This window comes from Staphylococcus sp. EG-SA-17 (assembly GCF_017151845.1).
Lineage (GTDB): Bacteria > Bacillota > Bacilli > Staphylococcales > Staphylococcaceae > Staphylococcus > Staphylococcus aureus.
The window spans coordinates 127950-152895 of sequence record NZ_JACVZO010000002.1 but is presented as its reverse complement, the minus strand read 5'-3'; the positions used below and the strand labels follow the sequence as shown (position 1 = coordinate 152895).

General features: G+C 32.8%; 23 protein-coding genes. 11 read left to right on the top strand and 12 right to left on the bottom strand.

Annotated elements, in window-relative coordinates; all coding sequences use genetic code 11:
- The first annotated feature begins 81 nt into the window (after positions 1-81).
- The 8 genes from IDG65_RS01760 to lysA all read left to right on the top strand — a co-directional run bounded on the left by IDG65_RS01760 (position 82) and on the right by lysA (position 8333).
- Positions 82-1287, top strand: coding sequence for an aspartate kinase (locus IDG65_RS01760; RefSeq protein ID WP_000258716.1), 1206 nt, complete (start codon positions 82-84; stop codon positions 1285-1287).
- Between the two features lie 63 nt (positions 1288-1350).
- Positions 1351-2340: an aspartate-semialdehyde dehydrogenase gene (locus tag IDG65_RS01755; protein WP_000163522.1), complete on the top strand. Its 990-nt coding sequence runs from the start codon at positions 1351-1353 to the stop codon at positions 2338-2340.
- 1 nt (position 2341) lies between these two features.
- Positions 2342-3229 (top strand): 4-hydroxy-tetrahydrodipicolinate synthase, encoded by an 888-nt coding sequence (gene dapA, locus IDG65_RS01750; protein ID WP_000149276.1) that lies wholly within the window; start codon positions 2342-2344, stop codon positions 3227-3229.
- Positions 3226-3948, top strand: coding sequence for a 4-hydroxy-tetrahydrodipicolinate reductase (gene dapB / locus IDG65_RS01745; RefSeq protein ID WP_000698233.1), 723 nt, complete (start codon positions 3226-3228; stop codon positions 3946-3948). The genes dapA and dapB overlap by 4 nt, the downstream gene beginning before the upstream one ends.
- Positions 3949-3974: 26 nt before the next feature.
- Positions 3975-4694: a 2,3,4,5-tetrahydropyridine-2,6-dicarboxylate N-acetyltransferase gene (gene dapD, locus IDG65_RS01740; RefSeq protein ID WP_000249839.1), complete on the top strand. Its 720-nt coding sequence runs from the start codon at positions 3975-3977 to the stop codon at positions 4692-4694.
- A gap of 142 nt (positions 4695-4836) precedes the next feature.
- Positions 4837-5988: an amidohydrolase gene (locus tag IDG65_RS01735; RefSeq protein WP_001003801.1), complete on the top strand. Its 1152-nt coding sequence runs from the start codon at positions 4837-4839 to the stop codon at positions 5986-5988.
- 4 nt (positions 5989-5992) lie between these two features.
- On the top strand, positions 5993-7078 hold the full coding sequence (locus IDG65_RS01730; RefSeq protein ID WP_000127589.1) for an alanine racemase: 1086 nt from the start codon (positions 5993-5995) through the stop codon (positions 7076-7078).
- Positions 7068-8333, top strand: coding sequence for a diaminopimelate decarboxylase (gene lysA, locus IDG65_RS01725; RefSeq protein ID WP_000216942.1), 1266 nt, complete (start codon positions 7068-7070; stop codon positions 8331-8333). The genes IDG65_RS01730 and lysA overlap by 11 nt, the downstream gene beginning before the upstream one ends.
- Before the next feature lie 240 nt (positions 8334-8573).
- On the opposite strand, the gene msaC is transcribed toward lysA, so the two are convergent.
- The 3 genes from msaC to msaA all read right to left on the bottom strand — a co-directional run bounded on the left by msaC (position 8574) and on the right by msaA (position 9851).
- Complete coding sequence (gene msaC, locus IDG65_RS01720) at positions 8574-8975, bottom strand: sarA expression modulator MsaC (protein WP_000876203.1); 402 nt, start codon at positions 8973-8975, stop codon at positions 8574-8576.
- A 196-nt stretch (positions 8976-9171) separates the two neighbouring features.
- Positions 9172-9372 (bottom strand): cold shock protein CspA, encoded by a 201-nt coding sequence (cspA, locus tag IDG65_RS01715; RefSeq protein WP_000809131.1) that lies wholly within the window; start codon positions 9370-9372, stop codon positions 9172-9174.
- Between the two features lie 170 nt (positions 9373-9542).
- On the bottom strand, positions 9543-9851 hold the full coding sequence (msaA, locus tag IDG65_RS01710) for a regulatory protein MsaA (RefSeq protein WP_000269923.1): 309 nt from the start codon (positions 9849-9851) through the stop codon (positions 9543-9545).
- Positions 9852-10013: 162 nt separating this feature from the next.
- Here msaA and IDG65_RS01705 point away from each other — a divergent pair, with 162 nt between their 5' ends.
- Genes IDG65_RS01705 through IDG65_RS01695 form a run of 3 tightly spaced genes read left to right on the top strand, consistent with a single transcriptional unit; the run spans position 10014 to position 12099 of the window.
- Positions 10014-10283 carry an acylphosphatase gene (locus tag IDG65_RS01705; RefSeq protein ID WP_001215907.1) on the top strand — a complete coding sequence of 90 codons (270 nt, stop codon included), beginning with the start codon at positions 10014-10016 and terminating at the stop codon, positions 10281-10283.
- 18 nt (positions 10284-10301) lie between these two features.
- A complete protein-coding gene (locus tag IDG65_RS01700) occupies positions 10302-10931 on the top strand; it encodes a 5-bromo-4-chloroindolyl phosphate hydrolysis family protein (RefSeq protein WP_001788788.1) in 630 nt (209 codons plus the stop codon).
- A 31-nt stretch (positions 10932-10962) separates the two neighbouring features.
- Positions 10963-12099, top strand: coding sequence for a toxic anion resistance protein (locus tag IDG65_RS01695; RefSeq protein WP_052997615.1), 1137 nt, complete (start codon positions 10963-10965; stop codon positions 12097-12099).
- Between the two features lie 72 nt (positions 12100-12171).
- Here the strand turns inward: IDG65_RS01695 and brnQ3 are convergent, their stop codons facing one another.
- The 9 genes from brnQ3 to arlR form a co-directional block, all read right to left on the bottom strand.
- The gene (gene brnQ3 / locus IDG65_RS01690; RefSeq protein ID WP_001039279.1) at positions 12172-13515 is read right to left on the bottom strand and encodes a branched-chain amino acid-like transporter carrier protein BrnQ3; all 1344 of its coding nucleotides are present in this window, start codon (positions 13513-13515) and stop codon (positions 12172-12174) included.
- Positions 13516-13739: 224 nt separating this feature from the next.
- Positions 13740-15626, bottom strand: coding sequence for a nitric oxide reductase activation protein NorD (locus IDG65_RS01685; RefSeq protein ID WP_001283682.1), 1887 nt, complete (start codon positions 15624-15626; stop codon positions 13740-13742).
- A 13-nt stretch (positions 15627-15639) separates the two neighbouring features.
- Positions 15640-16431, bottom strand: a complete 792-nt coding sequence (locus tag IDG65_RS01680; RefSeq protein ID WP_001185421.1) for an ATP-binding protein — start codon at positions 16429-16431, stop codon at positions 15640-15642.
- A 180-nt stretch (positions 16432-16611) separates the two neighbouring features.
- Positions 16612-16815: a DUF6501 family protein gene (locus tag IDG65_RS01675; protein ID WP_000902175.1), complete on the bottom strand. Its 204-nt coding sequence runs from the start codon at positions 16813-16815 to the stop codon at positions 16612-16614.
- Between the two features lie 28 nt (positions 16816-16843).
- Positions 16844-17653: a VOC family protein gene (locus tag IDG65_RS01670; RefSeq protein WP_000334518.1), complete on the bottom strand. Its 810-nt coding sequence runs from the start codon at positions 17651-17653 to the stop codon at positions 16844-16846.
- A gap of 579 nt (positions 17654-18232) precedes the next feature.
- Positions 18233-19501: a dihydrolipoyllysine-residue succinyltransferase gene (gene sucB / locus IDG65_RS01665; protein WP_001115439.1), complete on the bottom strand. Its 1269-nt coding sequence runs from the start codon at positions 19499-19501 to the stop codon at positions 18233-18235.
- A 13-nt stretch (positions 19502-19514) separates the two neighbouring features.
- A complete protein-coding gene (locus tag IDG65_RS01660; protein WP_000180673.1) occupies positions 19515-22313 on the bottom strand; it encodes a 2-oxoglutarate dehydrogenase E1 component in 2799 nt (932 codons plus the stop codon).
- Between the two features lie 524 nt (positions 22314-22837).
- Positions 22838-24193, bottom strand: a complete 1356-nt coding sequence (gene arlS, locus IDG65_RS01655) for a sensor histidine kinase ArlS (RefSeq protein WP_000166801.1) — start codon at positions 24191-24193, stop codon at positions 22838-22840.
- A complete protein-coding gene (arlR, locus tag IDG65_RS01650; protein ID WP_000192137.1) occupies positions 24190-24849 on the bottom strand; it encodes a response regulator transcription factor ArlR in 660 nt (219 codons plus the stop codon). The genes arlS and arlR overlap by 4 nt, the downstream gene beginning before the upstream one ends.
- Between the last annotated feature and the right edge of the window lie 97 nt (positions 24850-24946).

Here is a 24946-nt window from a genome sequence, read left to right as displayed (position 1 = left end):
TATAGATTAAGAGCAAGTTCGCATTCCGAACTTGCTCTTTTTTTATTATTGTGTGCCCTTCCTAACAATTAGGAGGATTATATGGTAACAAGAAGTGTGTTGAAATTTGGCGGATCATCCGTCAGTGATTTTACAAAAATAAAAAGGATCGCTGAAATGTTAAAGGAGCGAGTCAATCAAGATGAACAATTAATTGTCGTTGTAAGTGCTATGGGTAACACAACAGATCAATTAATGACGAATGTATCGACCTTGACTAAAGCACCAAAACAACAAGAACTGGCATTATTATTGACAACCGGAGAGCAACAAACTGTATCTTATTTATCAATGGTATTAAATGATATCGGTGTGAATGCCAAAGCAATGACTGGCTATCAAGCAGGTATTAAAACCATTGGCCATCATTTAAAAAGTAAAATTGCTCAAATTAATCCTCAAACATTTGAACAAGCCTTTCAAGAAAACGATATTTTAGTAGTTGCTGGATTTCAAGGCATCAATGAACATCAGGAATTAACAACTTTAGGCAGAGGCGGTTCTGATACGACCGCTGTGGCACTTGCTGTTAGTAATCAAATACCTTGTGAAATTTATACCGACGTTGATGGTGTGTATGCCACTGACCCAAGACTTTTACCAAAAGCTAAACGACTAGACATCGTCTCATATGAAGAAATGATGGAAATGAGCGCTTTAGGTGCTGGTGTACTTGAAACAAGAAGTGTTGAATTAGCTAAAAACTATAATATCCCTTTATATTTAGGAAAAACTTTATCGAACGTGAAAGGAACATGGATTATGTCAAATGAAGAAATATTAGAGAAAAAAGCAGTTACTGGTGTGGCTTTGGATAAACATATGATGCATGTAACAATTAGTTATCCCCTACCTGACAATCAGCTACTTACCCAACTATTTACGGAACTTGAAGAAGGTGCTGTAAATGTTGATATGATTTCACAAATCGTCAACTTGGATGGGCTACAACTATCCTTCACGATTAAAGATAGTGATTTTCATCAAATTTCTATGATTCTTGAAACATTAAAGAATCAATATGAAGCATTAGCTTATAAAATCAATGAGCATTATGTCAAAATTTCATTAATTGGCTCAGGCATGCGTGATATGTCAGGTGTGGCATCAAAAGCATTTTTGACATTAATTGAAAATAATATACCTTTCTACCAAACAACAACATCTGAAATAAGTATTTCATACGTCATTGATGATTTTAATGGGCAACAAGCGGTAGAAAAACTATATGACGCATTTAACATTTAATGGTAAAATGATTGTTAAAATATTCTAAAAATTGGAAATTATTATAAAATGGAGTGACAAGTTATGACAAAGTTAGCAGTTGTGGGTGCAACAGGATTAGTAGGTACAAAAATGTTGGAGACATTAAATCGTAAAAATATTCCTTTCGATGAATTAGTATTATTTTCATCAGCACGTTCTGCAGGGCAAGAAGTTGAATTTCAAGAAAAAACATATACAGTACAAGAATTAACTGATGCTCGTGCAAGTGAACATTTCGATTATGTATTAATGAGTGCTGGTGGCGGTACAAGCGAACACTTTGCCCCACTCTTTGAAAAAGCTGGTGCAATCGTTATAGACAATTCAAGTCAATGGCGTATGGCAGAAGATATTGATTTAATCGTTCCGGAAGTCAATGAACCTACATTTACAAGAGGTATCATTGCCAATCCAAACTGCTCTACGATTCAATCTGTTGTGCCATTAAAAGTATTGCAAGATGCTTATGGTTTAAAACGAGTGGCATATACAACATATCAAGCTGTATCAGGTTCAGGGATGAAAGGTAAGAAAGATTTAGCTGAAGGTGTAAATGGTAAAGCACCAGAAGCATATCCACATCCAATTTATAATAATGTGTTACCGCATATTGATGTGTTTTTAGAAAATGGATATACAAAAGAAGAACAAAAAATGATTGATGAGACGAGAAAAATTTTAAATGCGCCAGACTTAAAAGTAACAGCAACATGCGCACGTGTGCCTGTTCAAGATAGTCATAGTGTTGAAATTGATGTAACGCTTGACAAAGAAGCGACTGCAGAAGATATTAAAGCATTATTTGATCAAGATGACCGCGTTGTTTTAGTAGACAATCCAGAGAACAATGAATATCCAATGGCAATCAATTCTACTAATAAAGATGAAGTGTTTGTTGGCCGTATACGTAGAGATGATTCATTAGAAAATACTTTCCATGTATGGTGTACATCAGACAATTTATTAAAAGGTGCTGCATTAAATGCTGTACAAGTATTGGAACAAGTTATGCGTTTAAAAGGAGCGAATTAAAATGACACATTTATTTGAGGGTGTTGGCGTTGCACTTACAACCCCTTTTACAAATAACAAAGTTAATCTTGAAGCTTTGAAAGCACACGTTAATTTTTTACTAGAAAATAATGCCCAAGCAATCATCGTTAATGGAACTACTGCTGAGAGCCCTACTTTAACAACAGATGAAAAAGAACGCATTCTAAAAGCAGTTATTGATCTTGTAGATAAACGTGTTCCTGTCATAGCAGGAACTGGCACTAATGATACTGAAAAGTCAATCCAAACTTCAATCCAAGCTAAAGCCTTAGGTGCTGATGCAATTATGTTAATTACGCCCTACTACAACAAAACGAACCAACGTGGTTTAGTCAAACACTTTGAAGCGATTGCAGATGCTGTGAAATTACCAGTCGTGCTGTACAATGTGCCATCAAGAACAAATATGACGATTGAACCAGAAACAGTCGAAACATTAAGTCAACATCCTTATATAGTTGCTTTAAAAGATGCTACGAATGATTTTGAGTATTTAGAAGAAGTGAAAAAGCGCATTGATACCAATGTATTTGCTTTATATAGTGGCAATGATGACAATGTTGTAGAATACTATCAACGTGGTGGTCAAGGCGTTATTTCTGTCATTGCTAATGTCATTCCTAAAGAATTTCAAGCGTTATACGATGCTCAACAAAGCGGATTAGATATTCAAGATCAATTTAAACCAATCGGCACACTGTTATCAGCCCTATCAGTTGATATTAACCCAATTCCTATTAAAGCTTTAACAAGTTATTTAGGATTTGGAAACTATGAATTACGTTTACCATTGGTTAGCCTAGAAGATACAGATACTAAAGTGCTTCGTGAAGCATATGACACATTTAAGGCGGGTGAAAATGAGTGAAGATATTACTAATTGGCTATGGCGCAATGAATCAACGCGTTGCTAGATTAGCAGAAGAAAAAGGCCATGAAATTGTTGGGGTCATTGAAAATACACCGAAAGCAACAACGCCATATCAACAATATCAACATATTGCAGATGTTAAAGATGCCGATGTTGCAATAGATTTTTCAAATCCGAATCTATTATTCCCATTATTAGATGAAGAGTTTCATTTGCCATTAGTGGTAGCAACAACTGGCGAGAAAGAAAAACTACTTAATAAGTTAGATGAATTGAGTCAAAATATGCCTGTATTTTTCAGCGCGAACATGAGTTATGGCGTTTATGCATTGACTAAAATTTTAGCAGCTGCTGTTCCCCTACTTGATGATTTCGATATCGAATTGACTGAGGCACATCATAATAAAAAAGTAGATGCACCAAGTGGTACGTTAGAAAAATTATATGACGTGATTGTATCTTTGAAAGAAAATGTAACACCTGTGTATGATAGACATGAATTAAATGAAAAACGCCAGCCACAAGATATTGGTATACATTCTATTCGTGGAGGTACGATTGTCGGTGAACATGAAGTTCTATTTGCCGGCACTGATGAAACGATTCAAATCACGCATCGTGCACAATCAAAAGATATTTTTGCGAATGGTGCAATACAAGCAGCAGAACGCTTAGTTAATAAACCAAACGGCTTATATACGTTTGACAACCTATAAACATATTAAAGGAGATCGATTATTTTATGGTACAACATTTAACAGCTGAAGAAATTATTCAATATATAAGTGATGCTAAAAAATCTACACCAATTAAAGTATATTTAAATGGGAATTTTGAAGGCATCACATATCCAGAAAGTTTTAAAGTATTTGGTTCAGAACAATCAAAAGTAATCTTTTGTGAAGCAGATGATTGGAAACCTTTTTACGAAGCATATGGTAGTCAATTCGAAGATATAGAAATTGAAATGGATCGTCGCAATTCTGCCATTCCATTAAAAGACTTAACAAATACGAATGCACGAATTGAACCAGGTGCGTTTATTAGAGAACAAGCCATTATTGAAGATGGTGCTGTCGTTATGATGGGCGCAACAATTAATATTGGCGCAGTCGTTGGCGAAGGTACAATGATTGATATGAATGCTACTCTCGGTGGTCGTGCTACAACTGGTAAAAATGTACATGTAGGGGCTGGCGCAGTATTAGCAGGTGTGATTGAACCCCCTAGTGCTTCACCAGTTATAATCGAGGATGATGTTTTAATCGGTGCAAATGCAGTTATTTTAGAAGGTGTACGTGTTGGTAAAGGTGCTATTGTTGCAGCTGGTGCGATTGTGACACAAGATGTACCAGCTGGTGCAGTTGTTGCTGGTACACCTGCAAAAGTGATTAAGCAAGCTTCTGAAGTACAAGATACTAAAAAAGAAATTGTAGCAGCATTAAGAAAACTAAATGACTAGTGACGTCAACGTATAATAATTTCAAGGTTGAGATACGATTATGTCTCAACCTTATTGTTTATCATTGAATAAACTTATGATCACAAATTTCGAAATACGTTACACTATTTATATAGTAATTTAACACAAAGGATTGATAATTATGAATGAATTAGAATTTGTTACGAAACATCGCCGTCATTTACATCAACATCCTGAATTAAGCTTACATGAATTTGAAACAACTGCTTATATTAAAGCGTTTTTAGATAGTTTAAATATTAAATACGATTGCCCATTGGAAACTGGCGTCATTGCATACTTAGAAGGTAATGGCTCACATACGATAGCGTATAGAGCTGATATTGATGCGTTACCTATTTTAGAGGAAAATGATGTGCCTTATCGCAGTCAATCTGATCATGTGATGCATGCTTGTGGACATGATGGTCATACAACTGCATTAATGCTTTTTGTACAACGTTGCAAAGACATGCAAGATGCAAGTCAATTACCGCAAAATGTCGTTTTCATTTTCCAACCTGCAGAAGAAACTGGTGGCGGTGCAAATCGATTAATAAAAGCCGGTGCCTTTGATAAGTATCCAATTGAAGCGGTATTTGGTATTCATGTTAACCCATTTGCTGATGAAGGCATTGCAGTGATAAGAGATGAAGAAATTACGGCCAGCGCAACAGAGTATCGCTTTTTCTTAACAGGCCTGTCAAGTCATGTTGCTGATAAAGAACAAGGTCATTCTTGTGGTGAAGCATTACAACATGTATTAACTCAAATATCACAAATTCAACAATTTCACCTTAACGGTTTGAAACGAAATATTGTTCATATTGGTCATTTTAAAGCTGGTGAAGCGATTAACACTGTACCAAGTAATGGTTATTTAGAAGGTACTATTCGTACATATGATATTGATGATTTAACAATCGTTAAAAATCAAATGCACAAGATAGCAGAAAGTGTCAAGCTTCTGTTTAATGTAGATTGTGAAGTTAAATTTGCAGAAGGTTATCCCCCTACAATCAATAGTCCGAAATTACGTACTCAAATAGAGGACGCCTTAATAAAAGCTGATTTAAATGTCTATGACAAACCAACGCCATTCTTATTTGGGGAAGATTTTAGTTTTTATGGTCAACAACTAGCTCCAGCTTACTTTGTTTTTATAGGAACACGAAATGAAGATAAAGGTTTTGTAACTGGTTTGCACACATCACATTTAAATTTTGATGAAAAAGTGTTAATAAACGTGGTTAATTTTTACGAAAATTTATTAAATAATTACAAAGAGGTGTAATACATTGACAGCAACATGGTCTGTAAATAAGAAAATATTTTTACAAAATGCAATCACAGTCAAAAACAATCAGCCATTAATGGCAGTTGTTAAAAATAATGCATATCACTATGACCTAGAATTTGCTGTAACTCAGTTTATCCATGCAGGTATAGATACATTTAGCACAACATCACTACGAGAAGCAATTCAAATTAGACAACTTGCTCCAGATGCAACAATCTTTTTAATGAATGCAGTTTACGAGTTTGATTTAGTCCGTGAACATCAAATACACATGACTTTGCCGTCGTTGACATATTACTATAAGCATAAAAATGATTTAGCAGGTATTCATGTTCACTTAGAATTTGAAAATTTATTACATCGGTCTGGATTTAAAGATTTAAACGAAATTAAAGAAGTATTGAAAGATCACCATCATAATCAAAACGCAAAAATGATTATTAGTGGTTTATGGACCCATTTTGGATATGCTGATGAATTCGATGTGTCAGATTATAATGTTGAACGTTCACAATGGATGGAAATTGTTGAAGCACTTTTATCTGAAGGTTATCAGTTCGACCTAATCCATGCTCAAAATAGTGCGAGTTTTTATCGGGAAGGACAAATATTACTACCCCACCATACACATGCGCGTGTAGGTATTGCGTTATACGGTTCAAGACCATATAGTTCACTGAATCAACATGATATAGTTCAGTCATTAACTGTAAAAGCACATGTTATTCAAGTGCGCGAAGTACAAGCTGGTGATTATTGCGGTTATAGCTTTGCCTTTGAAGTGACTAAAAACAATACAAAATTAGCTGTAGTTGATATCGGTTATGGCGATGGAATTTTAAGAACTCGTGCTAAACATGAAGCACTTATCAATGGTAAACGCTACCCGATACGTGCATTAATGATGAGCCATATGTTTGTTGAAGTAGATGGCAATGTACATGCACAAGATGAAGTTATTCTTTATAATAATGATATCCGCATCGATGAATATACCTTTAAAGGTGTTGGTGCAAATTCTGAACAATTAAGTGCTATGAATCATGATTCTTTAAAAAAGGAGTACATTTCAAATGACTGTTAAATATAATCAAAATGGCGAATTAACAATGGATGGTATTAGTTTAAAAACGATTGCGCAAAGCTTTGGTACACCTACCATTGTTTATGATGAACTACAAATTAGAGAACAGATGCGCCGTTACCATCGCGCATTTAAAGATAGTGGATTAAAATACAATATTTCATACGCCTCAAAGGCATTTACTTGCATTCAAATGGTCAAACTTGTAGCTGAGGAAGATTTACAGTTAGATGTTGTTTCTGAAGGTGAATTATATACAGCTTTAGAAGCAGGTTTTGAACCGAATCGCATCCATTTCCATGGTAACAATAAAACGAAACATGAAATTAGGTATGCTTTAGAAAATAACATCGGTTATTTTGTTATAGATTCATTAGAAGAAATTGAATTAATAGACCGCTATGCTAATGATACGGTTCAAGTTGTATTACGAGTTAATCCAGGTGTTGAAGCACATACACACGAATTTATTCAAACTGGTCAAGAAGATAGTAAGTTTGGGTTATCAATTCAATATGGCTTAGCTAAAAAAGCAATTGACAAAGTCCAACAATCTAAACACTTAAAATTAAAAGGTGTACATTGTCATATTGGTTCACAGATTGAAGGTACAGAAGCATTTATTGAAACTGCTAAAATTGTTTTACGTTGGCTTAAAGAGCAAGGCATTCAAGTTGAATTATTAAACCTTGGTGGTGGCTTTGGTATTAAATATGTTGAAGGTGATGAAAGTTTCCCTATCGAAAGTGGTATTAAAGATATTACAGACGCAATAAAATCCGAAATTAAAGTTCTAGGTATAGATGCACCAGAAATAGGTATTGAACCAGGACGATCTATTGTAGGTGAAGCTGGCGTTACTTTATATGAAGTTGGAACCATTAAAGAAATTCCAGGGATTAATAAATATGTTTCTATCGATGGCGGTATGAGTGATCATATCAGAACTGCACTTTATGACGCAAAGTATCAAGCATTGCTTGTTAATAGAAATGAAAAAGCAGATGACAGTGTAACTATAGCTGGAAAATTATGCGAGTCTGGTGATATCATTATTAAAGACGCTAAATTACCTTCATCAGTCAAACGTGGAGACTATCTTGCTATATTATCAACTGGTGCATATCATTACTCTATGGCATCCAATTACAATCAAATGCAAAAGCCTTCTGTGTTTTTCTTAAAAGATGGCAAAGCACGTGAAGTTATAAAGCGACAATCGTTAAGACAACTCATTATTAATGATATAAAATAAAAATAAACAAAGTAATCCCCGAAGCACAGAAAATTATACTGTGACTCGGGGAATTTTTATGCATTATAGGATGACTGTAGATAACATGCTTGGACATATACTCTAAAAAAGGAAGAACAGCACTTTTTTAGTTAGAAAGTATTTATTTCTTTTTGTCATTAATCCTTTATATTTAGTTAGCCCTATTCAACTAATTTAAAGCATCATTTACATACCACACTTTAAACAAGCATCATGAAATTAGTTTTTATTCTTTACTTGCTTTTTCAAATAATATAAAACGATAAGAATTAACAACAAATATAATGTATAAAACAGAATTTCATCAAATCCAAAATCTTTACTTGTAATTAATACATCAATATGTTCTAATTCCATCATCTCTGTTTTGATATAATTATTAAACTTTGGCAAAGTCATTAAATGTACATTGTAAATATAATAATAAAAGTCTATGAATATGATGTTGAAAAATATGTATGTTTTATCAATATTAGTTTTGAAAAATAATATCCCAGAAATCATTATCGGAATCACTAATACAATCATCATTGCTGCTAAAATATTAATATTTAAACCAATTGCAGATAATACACCGAAAACTAATAAATTAGCAACTAAACTAAGGATAAGATATTTCATAAAATCACCTCGTCGTTGTACACCATAATTATATTATATAAATATAATTTTCTATTGCAAACAATGTTGGTGATATAAAAAAAGAGTTCTCAATTTGGTTGAGAAACTCATCGCGTTAAGTATTTGTAATAAGCATATAAAAACACCTTACTTCTTGGTAAGGTGTTAGTTAAAATCAATGATTCAAATCTAAGAATTATAGTTTAACAACGTTTGCGGCTTGTGGACCGCGGTCGCCTTCAACTACTTCAAACTCAACAGCTTGACCTTCTTCTAATGATTTGTAACCATCTTGGTTAATTGCTGAAAAATGTACGAATACGTCATTTTCTCCTTCAACTTCGATAAAGCCGAATCCTTTTTCAGCGTTAAACCATTTAACTGTACCTTGTTTCATAATCTGAAACCTCCAAGACTAAAATTCATTCAATATGCTTATTCGCATATTACAAAAAATACATGCAAATTTCACTCAAATATTCTTTGCAATATGGAATAATCATCTGCTTAACTTGTATTATAGTGCAGTTATTACCAAATTGCAATACAATAATAAAAAATATTCATTTAATCAATTATTGGTAGTTTATAATATACTTCATTATTTTGTAAAACAATGAAACTATAAAATATTTGTAAATCCTCTTCACAATCTTCGCAATAGTTCATGTCACAATTATTATAAAATGCATAAATATTATATTTGCCTGTGACATAATTATCGAACTGAACTTTACATTGATTAATCAATTGTTGATAGTGCTTAAACATGTCATCAAAATCTTGATATTGATATTTTTCAACAATGTTTTCTGGCCAGTCACTGAATAACCACCATCCCTCATAATCGGCTCTAATTTTGGTAACTGTCCACATTATTAAAGACCCCTTCCATACTTCAAAAACTCTATACTTATTTTTATACCTTTATCCTCTGAAAATCAAGTTTGACGACTTGAAACAAACAAAGTAGTAACTATAGTAATTATTAGTTTTTTTAAGTAAAACTACGTATAATAACATTATGAGGTGGTAAAAATGAGACATATACATTTACAAGTATTCGGACGCGTTCAAGGCGTCGGATTTAGATATTTTACACAACGCATTGCAATGAACTATAACATTGTCGGTACTGTTCAAAATGTAGATGACTATGTAGAGATATATGCACAAGGGGATGACGCAGATATAGAGAGATTTATTCAAGGTGTAATTGAAGGTGCCTCACCAGCATCAAATGTAACAAGCCATCAACTTGAAGAGTTAGAACTAAATCAAAAATTATCGGATTTTCGATCAATATAAAATGCTAAATAAAGGAAGATGACAGTGAGATATAATATTTCTCATATATTTGGGGTGTTAGTGGGAATTCCTGTAGCGTTTTTAACAAGCATATTTGGGATGATTGCACTTGATGTATCTTTTTTAATTGATATGTCTATTGGTATTGTTGGCTTTTTAATGACATACCTACCGATACAAAAACTCACTTCACGCAAATATTTAAACGAAATTGGTTTGACTAGAAAAGACTATCGCTATATTCGAAATCAGTTAAATCATACACATCAAAAACTTAGAGGTATTTTAAAAACGTATGTCAATATAAGATCAATTAAAGATTTTAGGCAGATTAATGATATATACCAAATTTCACGTTCTATTTATACGACAGTTAGACAGAGACCTGCATCATTTTATAAAGTTGAAGGCTTTTTTTATTCTCATATTGATAATGCTTTAAATTTGGTTGATGCATATACACGTCTAGCAAAAATGCCCAAAAAATCAATTAATGAACAGCAAAAGTTAGAACAAACACGAATTACTTTGGATGAGGTCAAACGAACATTAATCGCTGATTTAAAGCGTCTCAACGAAGATGATTATGAACGTTTAGATATTGAAATGGAATTAAATAAGTTACATCAAAAACATCATCAAGATTGATGTAAAATAGCAACTATTGGAGAGATGATTGATGACTGAAAATAAAAGTTTCAAAGAAAGTCATCCACTAGATGATTTTATAAGCGATAAAGAATTATCGAATAATACTATTCAAAAAGAAAAATTAACAATTGAACAACAAAAACAGGTAGACACAATCAGTAAACAAATTAACCCTTTAGACAATGAAGGTTTATTGGCGTTTGGTTCTGATTTACAGAAACAAATGTCTCAATTTTCACATCAAATGTTGGATGAAGTACAAAGTAAAGATGTTGGTCCTATTGGAGATACTTTGTCAGATTTAATGTCAAAACTAAAGTCAGTTAATCCAAATGAGTTAAATACTGATAAACCATCTATGTTAAAAAGAATTTTTAGCAGAGCAAAGTCGTCTATCAATGAAATCTTTTCAAGAATGCAATCAGTTAGTGCTCAAGTCGATCGCATAACAATTCAACTGCAGAAACATCAAACGCATTTAACAAGAGATATTGAATTATTAGATACGCTATATGATAAAAACAAACAATACTTTGATGACTTATCATTGCATATCATTGCTGCACAGCAAAAAAAGTTGCAATTAGAAAATGAAAAGCTACCACAATTGCAACAGCAAGCGCAGCAACCCACTAATCAAATGGATATTCAACAAGTTGCAGATATGCAGCAATTTATAGATAGACTAGATAAACGCATATATGACTTACAGCTTTCAAGACAAATAGCTTTGCAAACTGCGCCACAAATTCGTATGATTCAAAATGTTAATCAAGCACTTGCCGAGAAGATACAAAGTTCAATTTTGACAAGTATTCCACTATGGAAAAATCAAATGGCCATTGCGCTTACATTAATGAGACAGCGTAATGCAGTTGCTACACAACGAGCTGTCACTGATACAACTAATGATTTATTAACAGCAAATGCTGAAATGTTGAAACAAAATGCGATTGAAACTGCAACAGAAAATGAGCGTGGCATTGTTGATCTTGATACATTGAAACGTACACAGCGTAACATTATTGAGACAATTGAAGAAACATTAATTATTCAACAACACGGTCGCGAAGAACGACAATTAGCTGAAAAAGAATTACAACAATTAGAACAAGATTTAAAGTCACATTTAGTGAACATCAAAGGACCGAATAAACAATCATAAATTACGAATTAGATATAACAAAAAGGAAGCATCCTACGATTAAATTGGAGATGCTTCCTTTTATATTATTCGTTATTCCTGTTGATATTTAATTGGATCTTGTTTTACAAATATGCCGACTAGATAGCCTAATATCGTTGCAATAATTGCTACTGGGAACCACTCTAAAGAATACGCTCTTAGAGGCAATGATTCTATAAAGTTAATTTTCAGCCAACCTAACTTACTAATAACACTGAAAATCGACAATATAAATACGATAATAACTGGAATTTGTTGTGTAATGCGTTTTGTCGGTATGAATTGGGCAATTAAAATTAATAATACAACAGTTATTGCTACTGGATATACAATGCTTAATACAGGAATTGACATTGAGATAACGGCATTTAAACCTTGGTTAGCAATAATAAAACTCATTAAAATGAAAACTAATACAAATGCTTTGTATGATACTTTAGGTACGATTCTATGGAAATATTCAGAAACTGCAACAATAAGCCCACATGCTGTAGTTAGACATGCCAGCGCCACAATGATGCCCAATAAATATTTTCCGAATGAACCAAATCCTGTTGAAGCCATTGTCGTTAATAAATATGTCCCAATGTTTCGATCTTTGGATTTCAATTGATCTAACGTCATGTCACTTACTGGCATATGATTACCAATATAACCTAATGAAATATATATGAAAATTAAAGCTACGGCTGCAATTAAACCAGCAGTCAAAGTTTGTTTGAATATTTGATTTGTTTTAGTAATACCAGTTAGTTTTACTGCATTAACAACAATCATTGAAAAAGCAATTGCTGCAATGGCATCCATTGTTAAATAGCCTTGTGTAAAGCCTTCAGCAAAACTTGAAAAATTAGAATGATATAGTGCTTCATTGCCCTTTCCAGCACTATTACCGCTAAAGTCTAAGTATCCTTTAATAATCATCGCTAAAATAGTAATCAATAATAATGGTGTTAATAATGAACCAATACGATCGATTAACTTAGATGGATTTAAACAAATATACAAAACGACTATGAAGTAGATAATCGTAAATATAAATAAAGCGATACTACTATTGCTATGTATAATTGGTGTAATTGTCATTTCAAAAGATGTAGATGCAGTTCTAGGTATTGCGAAAAGTGGTCCTATAGTCAAATAAATGATGATTAAGAACAATATTGAAAATTTAGGTGAAATTTTATTTAATGCGCCAATATATCCTTCTTTATCAAGTGCACCTACAATCACACCTAATAATGGTAAACCAATCCCAGTTAGAACAAACGCTAAAATGGCGGGCCAGAAAAATTGACCACTATCCAATCCGAGATTAGGAGGAAAAATTAGATTGCCTGCGCCAAAAAACATAGCGAAGAGCGTAAACCCAATGACCCATGTATTTTTATTCATAGAGTTACTCCTTTTTTTAAAACACGAAATAATTTACAAGTAAATATTTTAGCACAAAAAATAATAAAGAGTCTATATGAAATATGTTGTACATAGCTGAAACAAAACACATGTGTTGTTTAAATCAAATTATGTCAGAAAATAAAATTCTTCAAATCCACTTTTTAAATAGTAACTGATGACTTTTATTCACAATTTCATATAAACTCATATTTTAAATTTATTTATAAAGATTTAAGTAGTAATTTTTTTAATAATGGAGAGAGATGTCCAGGTAAATGCGCAACACCTTCAACGAAAATAGCATATTGACCATAAATATTATGAATTGTTTGTTCAACATCTTCAGTTATTGGATCTTGACTCAAAAATACATTAAATACTTCAATACCAAATTTACGTGACATTTCTACAGCTTCATACGTATCAATAATACCATCTTGACTATAATTAAATGCAGACGGTTCGCCGTCTGAAAATACGATTAAAAATCGTTGATGTTGATTTCGACGCATTAATCGTTCACTTGCAACTCTAATAGCAACACCATCACGATTATCATCTTGAGGTTCAAGTGCCATAATACGTGGGCCATCTTTTTCAAAGGTTGAGTAATCATAGTTAATAATTTCATTAATGATATTTGGTTGTGCATGCTCGTCTGAATCAAAGGCATCCTCACTGAATGATAAAATTTCATGTTTAATGTTCAATGCTTTTAACGTCTCGTGGAATAACACTACACCTTTCTTCGTTTCAGCCATTTTATCATGCATACTTGCTGACGCATCAATTAACAATGTAAATGTCGCATCAAATGATTTACTTAAATCTTGTTTTTTGTAAAACAATTTATATTGATCGTCGATAAACCAATTAATTAAATCCTTTTGTAATCGCCCTTTTGTTAAATTAAAACGTGCATCTCGTTGTTCTCGTTCAATCGTTTTCTTTATAATTTGAATTAAGTCTTTGATTTCATATTGTACGTCTTGTTTCGATTCTTGATATTCTAAAACATATTGTGGCTCAATTTCAGGAATTTGCCATTTTATTTCTACATTTTTGTTCACACCATCAAGTTGAAATGCTTGGCTTTGACCAACAGCATCGCCTTCTTCACGATTTAGCGTATCGTTTGATCCTTTGCCCTTTTTGGTCATCATATCAGTCATATCATCTGTAGCATCGCCTTCACGTGCTTCATCATTACCTAATGTTTCACTATTTTGTCCTTCGTGAAGCTCCATTTCTAAATAGGCGCCACCTTTTGACTCACTATCTGCAGATTTAGAGTCAGCTTTTTCACTTTCGTTATCATCATCTTCTGAAGTATCATCTTGCCCATAGACTTGACTTGCATCAGTTCTCTTTAAATCATCAAACTCTGGACTAGCTAATGTATTATATAGTGTTTTAGGTAAGTAATAATATTCGTTTAGCATATCTTCTTTTAAAATATCATCTACTTGATACATAATTCTTTGAGCCAGATACATATTATCTTCAGAATTTTGATTTTGGAAAAAATTAGGTAAATATAAGAACATATTTACTAAAATATCATCTAAATCTGAATGTATAGATGGTATATCAAAGAAATCTTGACTTAAAAATGCATGTTCTAAATACAAAAATAATAAATCTGTATATTGTGTTTTAGTACGATACACTTTAATTTGAGATTCCGTATATGATACCCGTGTATCTAAGCGAAGATCAATTAATTTAGCAGTACTTGGGCGCTCAACTTTAATAGAATTTAATACACGCATATCTTCTAACAATTTAAAAAGTTGTTGATAAAATTTAGGGTGTTTAAAAGTTTTATCTTGTACTACTTCATTTACAATTTGTACATCCATCATATGATAACCGTAAGCAGCTAACATAACATCTGTTTTTAAACCAGCCATTTCGATATGGCTTGGTCGATGTGACCAAAACCAACTCGTAATCAAAACATTTTGAACAGGATTATAGTAAGGGAATTTTTGGATTTTAACTTGTGTTTGTTCATTTTTTAATAAGAGTCGAGCTAAGTCTTGCAACATCATTACTTGCTTTGCATCTAACTGTTCGTCGTTAAATTTTATGAAACGATCACTCATGTTTTATCCCTCTTTAAAAGTTTAGTTCTACAGCATTATATATTGCTTGTTGTTCACGTTCATCTTCCAATTTATCAATTATTGTACGTTTAATTGCACGTTCAACTGGCATTACAGTGATTAAATCACACAAGTCTAATAATGCACGGATACTAGCGGCTTCTTCAGAAATTTGTCCCTGCTTAGACATAGTACGTAAATCTTCGTTAAACTTAATAATTTGTTCGATTTGTTTATCATCTTGTAATAAACTTTGCTCTTTAATCACATTTTTTAAAATGTCCCCATCAATATAGTCAACGTGAATAACAACAAAGCGATTTTTTAGTGCTTCATTCATTGGCAATGTACCAACATAACCTTCATTTATCGCTGCTATAACGTTAAATCCTGGTACAGCTTTGATTACTTCACCAGTGTATGGATTCGTAATTTGACGACGATAATCTAAGACCCCATTTAATACAGGCAATGTTTCAGGTTTAGCCATATTTATTTCATCAATATATAAAATATGCCCCTCTTTCATAGCTTTAATAACTGGACCATCTACAAAGACAATTTCTTGTTGTCCTTCCGCATTTGTTTTAATTGTTTTAAAGCCTAATAAGCTTTCTGTATCTAAATCAACAGAACAGTTGACTTGATGCATGGGTGTATCAACAACTTCACTTAATGTTTCTGCCAACTTCGTTTTCCCTGAACCCGTTGGACCTTTAAGTAAAATATTTTTATTTAAATCAAATAATGCCTTCGCATCATTGAAAACTGTTGAATCTGAATTCTTATAATGTTTTAGTGCCATTTTAAAACGTTCTCCTTTAAATAAATTAAAAAACTAAGACATGGAATAAGTTCTCCAAATGCCTTAGTTTACTATTCTATTCTGATATAAAACGCAATGCTTAGTATGCGAATTGTTTATATTTTACCAAATTTACTAATTGAAAATCTCATATTAGGCTTCATTTCAATAATTATGCGTTTAAACTTCTTTGAAATATGTTTTATAGTAACCGCCAACTAATCCAGAATTATCTATTATTTGATAATATTCTTCAGTTTCGTTGATAACATCATATTGTTTGCCAACCGTTAACATGTCAGAAACTGTAAATTTCTTTGCATCTGTATTAATGACTTCTACTTTCTTGATTGGTGTACGTTCTTTCCAAGTTTCATGTAACATAAATTTTGTCCTCACTATCGTAAAAAAATTATTTTTGTAAAGTGAATATAAACGATAATCCACTGTTTTCAGTAATTCTAATTGATTCAATATCATCTTGCTCAAGCGTTTGATATGGTATTTCCACTTCATCTAAGCGCGATTTCGCTTGATTAAAGAAATCTGCATCTTTCGTTTCAAACTCAACTTGATCGACTGCGCCATATTCCGGCATTGTCATTTCGGTTTCTACAGGCATTAAATGTATTTCGCCACCTAGACCACCCGTTCCAACTTTGAATACTTGGACATGATAGTCAGCATTGTCGAAGGGTTGGTATTCTGCAAATACTTCAAGTCCGAATATATTTGTTAAAATTTGACCTGTAATATCTACATGATTCACTTTAAGAATCACTGGTCCTAAACCTTGCACTTGATGTAACGGATTGACCGCACTCTCAAAAGAAGGCATACCTAAACCAACGCCATAATTATTCTCGTTTGAATATATTGAGAAAATATGACCATTGTTATCTTCTAGACTGAAATATTTATTGCCATTTAATTCTTTAACTGTTGTAAATGGAATATCCTTATTCGATAATATTTCCGCATACTCCTCTAAACCTGAGTCAGTTGGTGTACGTAATCCAATACCCACAAAGTGAGATTCTTCTAATTGCTCACTTGGAACTTGTATAAATTGAAGTCTTGTTCCTGGGCTTATATCTGCATCGCCGAAACGAATTGAGTTTTCAAGAAGTTCTTCATAATTTAATCCTAATATGTCAACCATGAAATGTTTTGTCTGTTCTATATTTGTTGTACCTAATGTTATACTTCTAAGTCCACACATTATAGCCACCTCTATCTTTATCTTTACTATTATATTATAACTTATTTTAATCATAAATTATAGAATATCGGTCAGTTGATTTTGATTATAGATTAATATGTGAAAAATGTATTTCTTTAAAAGAACTATTTCATTTAAATAGGTAACATAATATTGTTATGGTTGCTATTGAGTATGTCATTAATGAGTATCTGTATATAGCAATTGAATATTTCGTTTTATGTAGTACATAAAAAACATATACATGTCGTATCCATAAAGTGAATTTACATCTTGTTCAGATGATTTTAAATTAACTAAAGGCGCTTATAGAATTCATAAATTTCATCGCTTGTTATTATCTAAAATGATTTCATTAGCATATTGAAACACGCCATTCCACCTATATTTCTATTGTGAGTCTATTTCAATAAAAATGATATATTTTTTAAGTTGTCAAAATTAAACTCACATTTTAATACGAAGCATTATAAAAATAAAGTACAGCAGTAAGATATTTCGACTAGAAAATAATCTTACTGCTGTTTGTTATTGATTTGATTACGTTTTTAGGAATAGTAAACTATTTTGTGTTGTGGATTAAGATTCTAATAATAAGTCTTCTGGGTTTTCAATTAATTCTTTAATTGTTTTTAAGAATCCAACTGCTTCTTTACCGTCAATAATTCTATGATCATAGCTTAATGCAATATACATCATTGGACGATTTTCGATTGTATCTTGATCAATCGCAATTGGTCTTGTAATAATTGAATGCATGCCTAAGATTGCAGCTTGATTACCATTGATAATTGGCGTACTCATCATTGATCCAAAAATACCGCCATTTGTAATCGTAAATGAACCATTAACCATATCATCTAAGCCAAGTTTTTTCTCTCGTGCTTTAACAGCTAAATTAGCAATTTCTGCTTCGATTTCTGCAAAATTCTTTTTATCACAATCTCTTACAAATGGTACTAATAATCCATCATCTGTAGAAACAGCTACACCAATATCATAATATTGTTTCGTAATCATGTCGTCGCCGTCGATTTCTGCATTAACTTCTGGATACTTTTTCAAAGCTGCTACTGAAGCTTTAGTAAAGAATGACATAAATCCTAATTTAGTACCATCATGATCTTTCATAAATTGTTCTTTCTTACGTTTACGCAATTCCATAACATTTGTCATGTCAACTTCGTTAAATGTTGTTAACATAGCTGTATTATTAGATACCTCTAATAATTTTTTGGCAGCTGTTTTCTTTCTGCGTGACATTTTTTCACGAATCACTGGTTTTGTAGGATATTGATTGTATTTTTTCTCTTCTTTTGCAGGTGCTTGTTGTGTTGTTTGTGTTGATGCCGGTGCCTGTTGTTTCTTATCAATATCTTCTTTACGAACCACATCATTTGTTTTTGGACTTACTTCAGCAAGATTGACACCATTTTCACGAGCATATCGACGCGCAGAAGGCGTAGCATTAATACGTTGCTGATTGTCATCATTTGCTTGATTGACTTCAGCTTTATCTACCGAATTATTTGTTGTTTCTTCTTTTTTATTATTTGTTTCTTCATTTTGTTGTGGAGTATTGTCGTTACTATTTTCTTTAGAAGCATTGCCACTACCTTCGCCGATGATAGCAATTGCTTGCCCAACTTCTACAGTGTCGCCTTCACTTGCAAGTTGTTCAGATAATACACCTGCTTCTTCAGATACAACTTCGACATTAACTTTATCAGTTTCTAATTCAAGAATAGCTTCACCTTTTTCTACGCTATCCCCTACGTTTTTCAACCATTCTGCAATGGTACCTTCTGTAATAGATTCTGCTAATTCTGGAACTTTAACCTCTGGCATGACTTATTTCCCCCTAGTTATTTTTTAATGCATTTTCTATAATTTTATTTTGAACAAGTTTATGAATTTCTCCATCGCCTTCAGCTGGAGCAGCCCTTTGAATTCTGCCATGATAACTTAAATCATATTTATCTGCAACTAGCACTTTAACATATGGATAGACATATAACCATGCACCTTGATTTTTAGGTTCTTCTTGTACCCATGACACTTCTTCAAGGTTTGGCAATTGTGCTAGTAATGCTTCAATCTCTTCCTCTGGGAATGGATACAATCTTTCAATCGCAACGAGTAACACTGATTCGTCTGGATTTTTAGCTAATGCTTCTTTTAAATCAATGAACATTTTACCAGTTGCTAAAATAACTTTTGTAACCTTATCCGCTTGATATGATTCTGTCAAAATTGGCTCAAATCCACCAGAAGTAAATTCATCAATTGGTTTTGCAACTGTTTTATTTCTCAGTAAGCTTTTTGGTGACATAACAACCAATGGTCGCATTTGTTCAGAATCTAAACTAGCTGCTTGTGCACGCAATAAGTGGAAATAATTACTTGAACTAGATAAGTTGACAACTGTGCAATTATTTTCAGCAGCTAATTGTAAAAATCGCTCTAATCTTGCTGATGAATGTTCAGGACCTTGACCCTCATATGCATGAGGTAAGAATAATGTTAATCCTGAACGTTCTCCCCATTTTGAGCGAGAACTGAATAAGAAGTTGTCAAAAATCATTTGTGACATATTTGCAAAATCACCATATTGCGCTTCCCAAATATTGAAGCTTTTTTTGTTTTCCACATTATAGCCGTATTCAAAACCAACTACTGCTGCTTCTGAAAGCGGAGAATTGTGTATATCAAATGTCGCTTTTTGATCAGGAACATGATGTAAAGGTGTATATGTTTCACCTGTTTGCTCATCATGTAACACGGCATGCCTATGACTGAATGTACCACGTTCACTATCTTGACCAGTTAAGCGAATCGGTGTACCATCTTGTAAAATTGTCGCAAATGCAAGTTGTTCTGCTTGTGCCCAATCAACTAAGCCATCCTCTTTATTAAACGGCTCATGACGCTTCTCAAGAACTTTGTTTAACTTTTTCAAAATGTTAAAGCCATCCGGATATGTTAACAATGCATCATTTATTTCTTTCAAATGATCAAACGTAAATGATTGTTCGTCTGCTTGTAACGGTAATGCAAGTTCTGCAGGTTTTTCCATATCTGGATTATCCATTTTATCAGCTTTATTAATTTTATCATGTGCTTGTCTTAGTTCCTTTTGGACTTGTTCTATAAATGAATGCATTTCATCTTCTGAAATGACACCTTCATTAACAAGCTTTTTACCAAACACATATTCAACAGAGTCATGTTTGCGAATATTCTGATAAGGAACTGGATTAGTAATTGATGGTTCATCCATTTCGTTATGACCGAAACGACGATAACCTACTAAATCAATAACGACGTCTTTATGAAACTCTTTTCTAAATTCCATTGCAATATCAATTGCTTCAATAGTAGCTTCAACGTCATCAGCATTGACATGGAATATTGGCACATCATAACCTTTGGCCACATCTGTAGAATAAGTTGTTGAACGTGCATCAATTGGTTCTGTAGTAAATCCAATTCTATTGTTAGTAATAATATGCAATGAACCACCCGTAGAATAGCCTTTCAAGTTTCCTAAGTTCATTGTTTCGAAGTTAATTCCTTGACCAGGATAAGCAGCATCGCCATGTATAATAATTGGCATTGCTTTATGATGATCAGTCGTCGGAGCCCCAGCACGTTGTGTATCATCTTGTGCTGCTCTCGTACGCCCCTCAACAACAGGTGCAACAATTTCCAAGTGACTTGGATTGTTAGCCAGTGCAATACGCTGCATTGTACCGTATGAATCAGTAGTTTTAATGCCACCAAGGTGATATTTCACATCACCAGTCCATCCAGCAGTTAACTGCAAGCTACCATCTTCAGGTAAGAATTTCATTGGATCTGTATGCATAAATTCTGAAATCATCATTTCGTACGGTTTTTCTAAGACATGCGTTAAAACGTTTAAACGTCCACGGTGAGCCATGCCTATTTGTATATTTTTAATACCTTCTTTCGCAGCAATCGTAATAGTACGTTGTAACATCGGTACGAGTGCGTCTACCCCTTCAATTGAAAAACGCTTTGCACCAACGAAGTTTTTATGAAGATATTTTTCGAACCCTTCAACATACGCTAATTGTTTAAATAGTGCCCTTTTTTCGTTGTTATTTAACGTTACTTTATATGGCGTTTCAATTCTTCTTTTTAACCAACCACGTTCGGTATTGTTATTAATATGTGTATACTCAAATGCAATTGGTCCTTTGTAACGTTTTTCCATTCTTAAAATTGCTTCATAAGCATTATCATAAATGTCGGCAAAGTGATCTGAAACAATTCCTGCTGATATACCTTCCAAAGTCTGTTGATCTAAATCAAAGTCTTCAATCTCTAATTTAGGTACATGTTTCCTTTTCGGAGGATTTACAGGATAAATATCGGCTTTAAGATGCCCGTATTGGCGAATATTATCAATTAAACGCATGACACGTTTAATTGTGCCGTCGCTATTTTGACTACTTGTACTTTTTAAAGCTGGTACAATTGAGTCATCATTCTTAATTGTGCTGAATAAGACTTGTAAATCTTCTGGTACAGATGATGGATCTTGTAAAAAGTCATCATATAGATCTAACATTAGACCTAAATTCGCACCGAAGTTTACAGGAGCCTCTGAAACTTCTTTTCTTTCGTTAGTCATTTTACACCCTCCACAAAAATGTTGAAACGCTTACAATGTAATAATATCACTATTTAGTTATTTGTTAAAGTAGATTTACCTATTTATCTGCTAAAAAGAAGAATCAACAAAAGCGTTGATTCTTCTAGGTTTATAGATGTATTTTATTGTAAATTTTGGGCGTACAACAGAAATGATAAAGAACCACTGTTTATTTGTTTTATAGTCGTTCTTGGGAGTGGGACAGAAATGATATTTTCGCAAAATTTATTTCGTCGTCCCACCCCAACTTGCATTGCCTGTAGAATTTCTTTTCGAAATTCTCTGTGTTGGGGCCCATCCCCAACTTGCACATTATTGTAAGCTGACTTTTCGTCAGCTTCTGTGTTGGGCCCCTGACTAGAATTGAAAAAAGCTTGTTACAAGCGCATTTTCGTTCAGTCAACTACTGCCAATATAACTTCGTAAAGCATAGAACATTGATTTATGTCCCAGCCTCACTTAAAAAATTGATCCTATGATTTTGATTGACGGCTCAAACATAATTAAAATATGATTTTAAACGTTGTTCCTTTGTTAATTTCACTTTTAATTTTAATCGATCCACCGTTTAATTGAATGATTTTTTGAGCAATAGATAATCCGAGTCCATTACCGCCTTGACTTCTTGAACGAGATTTATCCACTCGATAAAAGCGATCAAAAATGAAATCTTGATCTTCCTCTGGAATACCAATTCCATGATCTGTAATTTCAATTATTTTTTGCTTATTTTTTAACCTTGTCTTAACTTTAATTTTCTTATTCTTCACATCATATTTGATTGCATTATCAATAAAGATTAAAAATAATTGTTCAAATTGATGAGGCTTCATTTTAATTTCTAAATTTTTAGATGTCAGATCCGTATCAAATTGATAATCAGGATGTAATTGTTTTAATGAGTGTATTCGCGAGCGAATTTCATCATTAATATGCACGGTCTGCGCTTCAGAAGAAATGTCATTTACATCTCCTTTAGTCAATTCAAGTAATTCTTCGACTAATTTTATGATACGATTCATTTCTTCAATAGAAATATTTAACGATTCTTCTAATACTGCTGGATCTTTTTTTCCCCATCGCTGAATCAAATTTAAATGACCTTGAATAATTTGTAATGGTGTTCGTAATTCATGTGATGCATCTTCAACAAATTGTCTTTGTTGATTAAATGATTCTTCAATTTGGCTCATCATCTCATTAAACGTATTTGCTAGATTATCTATTTCTTCATAATTTGTATTTAATTGCAATTTATTTTGAAATCCATCTCGTCGAATCTCAATCATTTTATTTGATAAACTGACAAGCGGTTTAGTAATTTGAGTTGAAAATACATAACTGATTGTGGCAGTTATAATTGTTGCAATCACTCCAAATGCGAGCGCAATGATATACAATGATTTTACGATGTTATCATAATTTTCTAGTGAATGAATTAACAAGCTATACCCTTTGAAATCTTGCGTTGTGATTGGTTCTTTAATAATTAAATATTCAATGCCTTTATAGCGTTTTTTTATTACGCGGTCAAAATAACGGTGTTCATAACCTGGTTCAACTCTCACTGTGTTATCATTCGATGTCTCAAATAATTTATTATTATGTTCATCATAAATAATAATCTCTTGAAAATTACCTAAAGATGCATTCAAGTCTAATGCAGATATATCTTTAACAGGCTTAGAATGAAATAAATTATTAATATCGCTTGAGCTTCGTTCTGCATCATCAAGCTCACTATTATGCAGTGTATCTTTCAAGAAAAAGATAATAATTAAACAAAACAAAAATATCGTGACAAACGTAATCATCGTGGTAACAATAATCCAGTTATTGCGCAATTTACGTTTTGTCATCGTATCACATACCCAACGCCACGAACTGTTTCAATCATTTTGTCACGATCGTATGGTTTTAATTTGTTTCGTAAATATCTTATATAAACATCTACGACATTTGTTTCTACTTCACTATTATAACCCCATACATGATTTAAAATTTGTTCCCGTTGCATAACATGGTTTTTATTTTCAGCTAGAAGATATAGTAAATCATACTCTGTTTTTGTTAATTCAATTTCTGCGCCATTTACCGTCACTTTAAAAGCATTCTTATCAATTGTAATACCGTTAACATCGATAATATCCTTTTGTGGCTGACGACGTAAAATCGCACGAATTCTTGCTAAAAGTTCTTCAATATCAAATGGCTTAACTATATAATCGTCTGCACCGTAATCAAGCCCAGCAACTTTGTCATACGTGTCACTTTTCGCTGTAATTATAATGATAGGTGTAGATTGTTGTTGTCTAATTTTGCGACAAATTTCTAAGCCATTAATTGAAGGCAACATTAAATCTAATATGATTAAATCATAGTAATGGCTAAGCGCTTTATCTAAACCGTCTTGTCCATCATACTCAGTGTCCACATTGTAATTTTCATGTGTGAGTTCCAATTCAAGAAATCTTGCTAAGTTTTGTTCATCTTCTACTATTAAAATTTGCGTCATTTGTACACCTCATATTACGACTTTTTCTAATAAGGTAATATATTTTAAATTTTGTATTTTTCTATACAATAGTTGCTTTTTAAATTAGTTTGTTTAC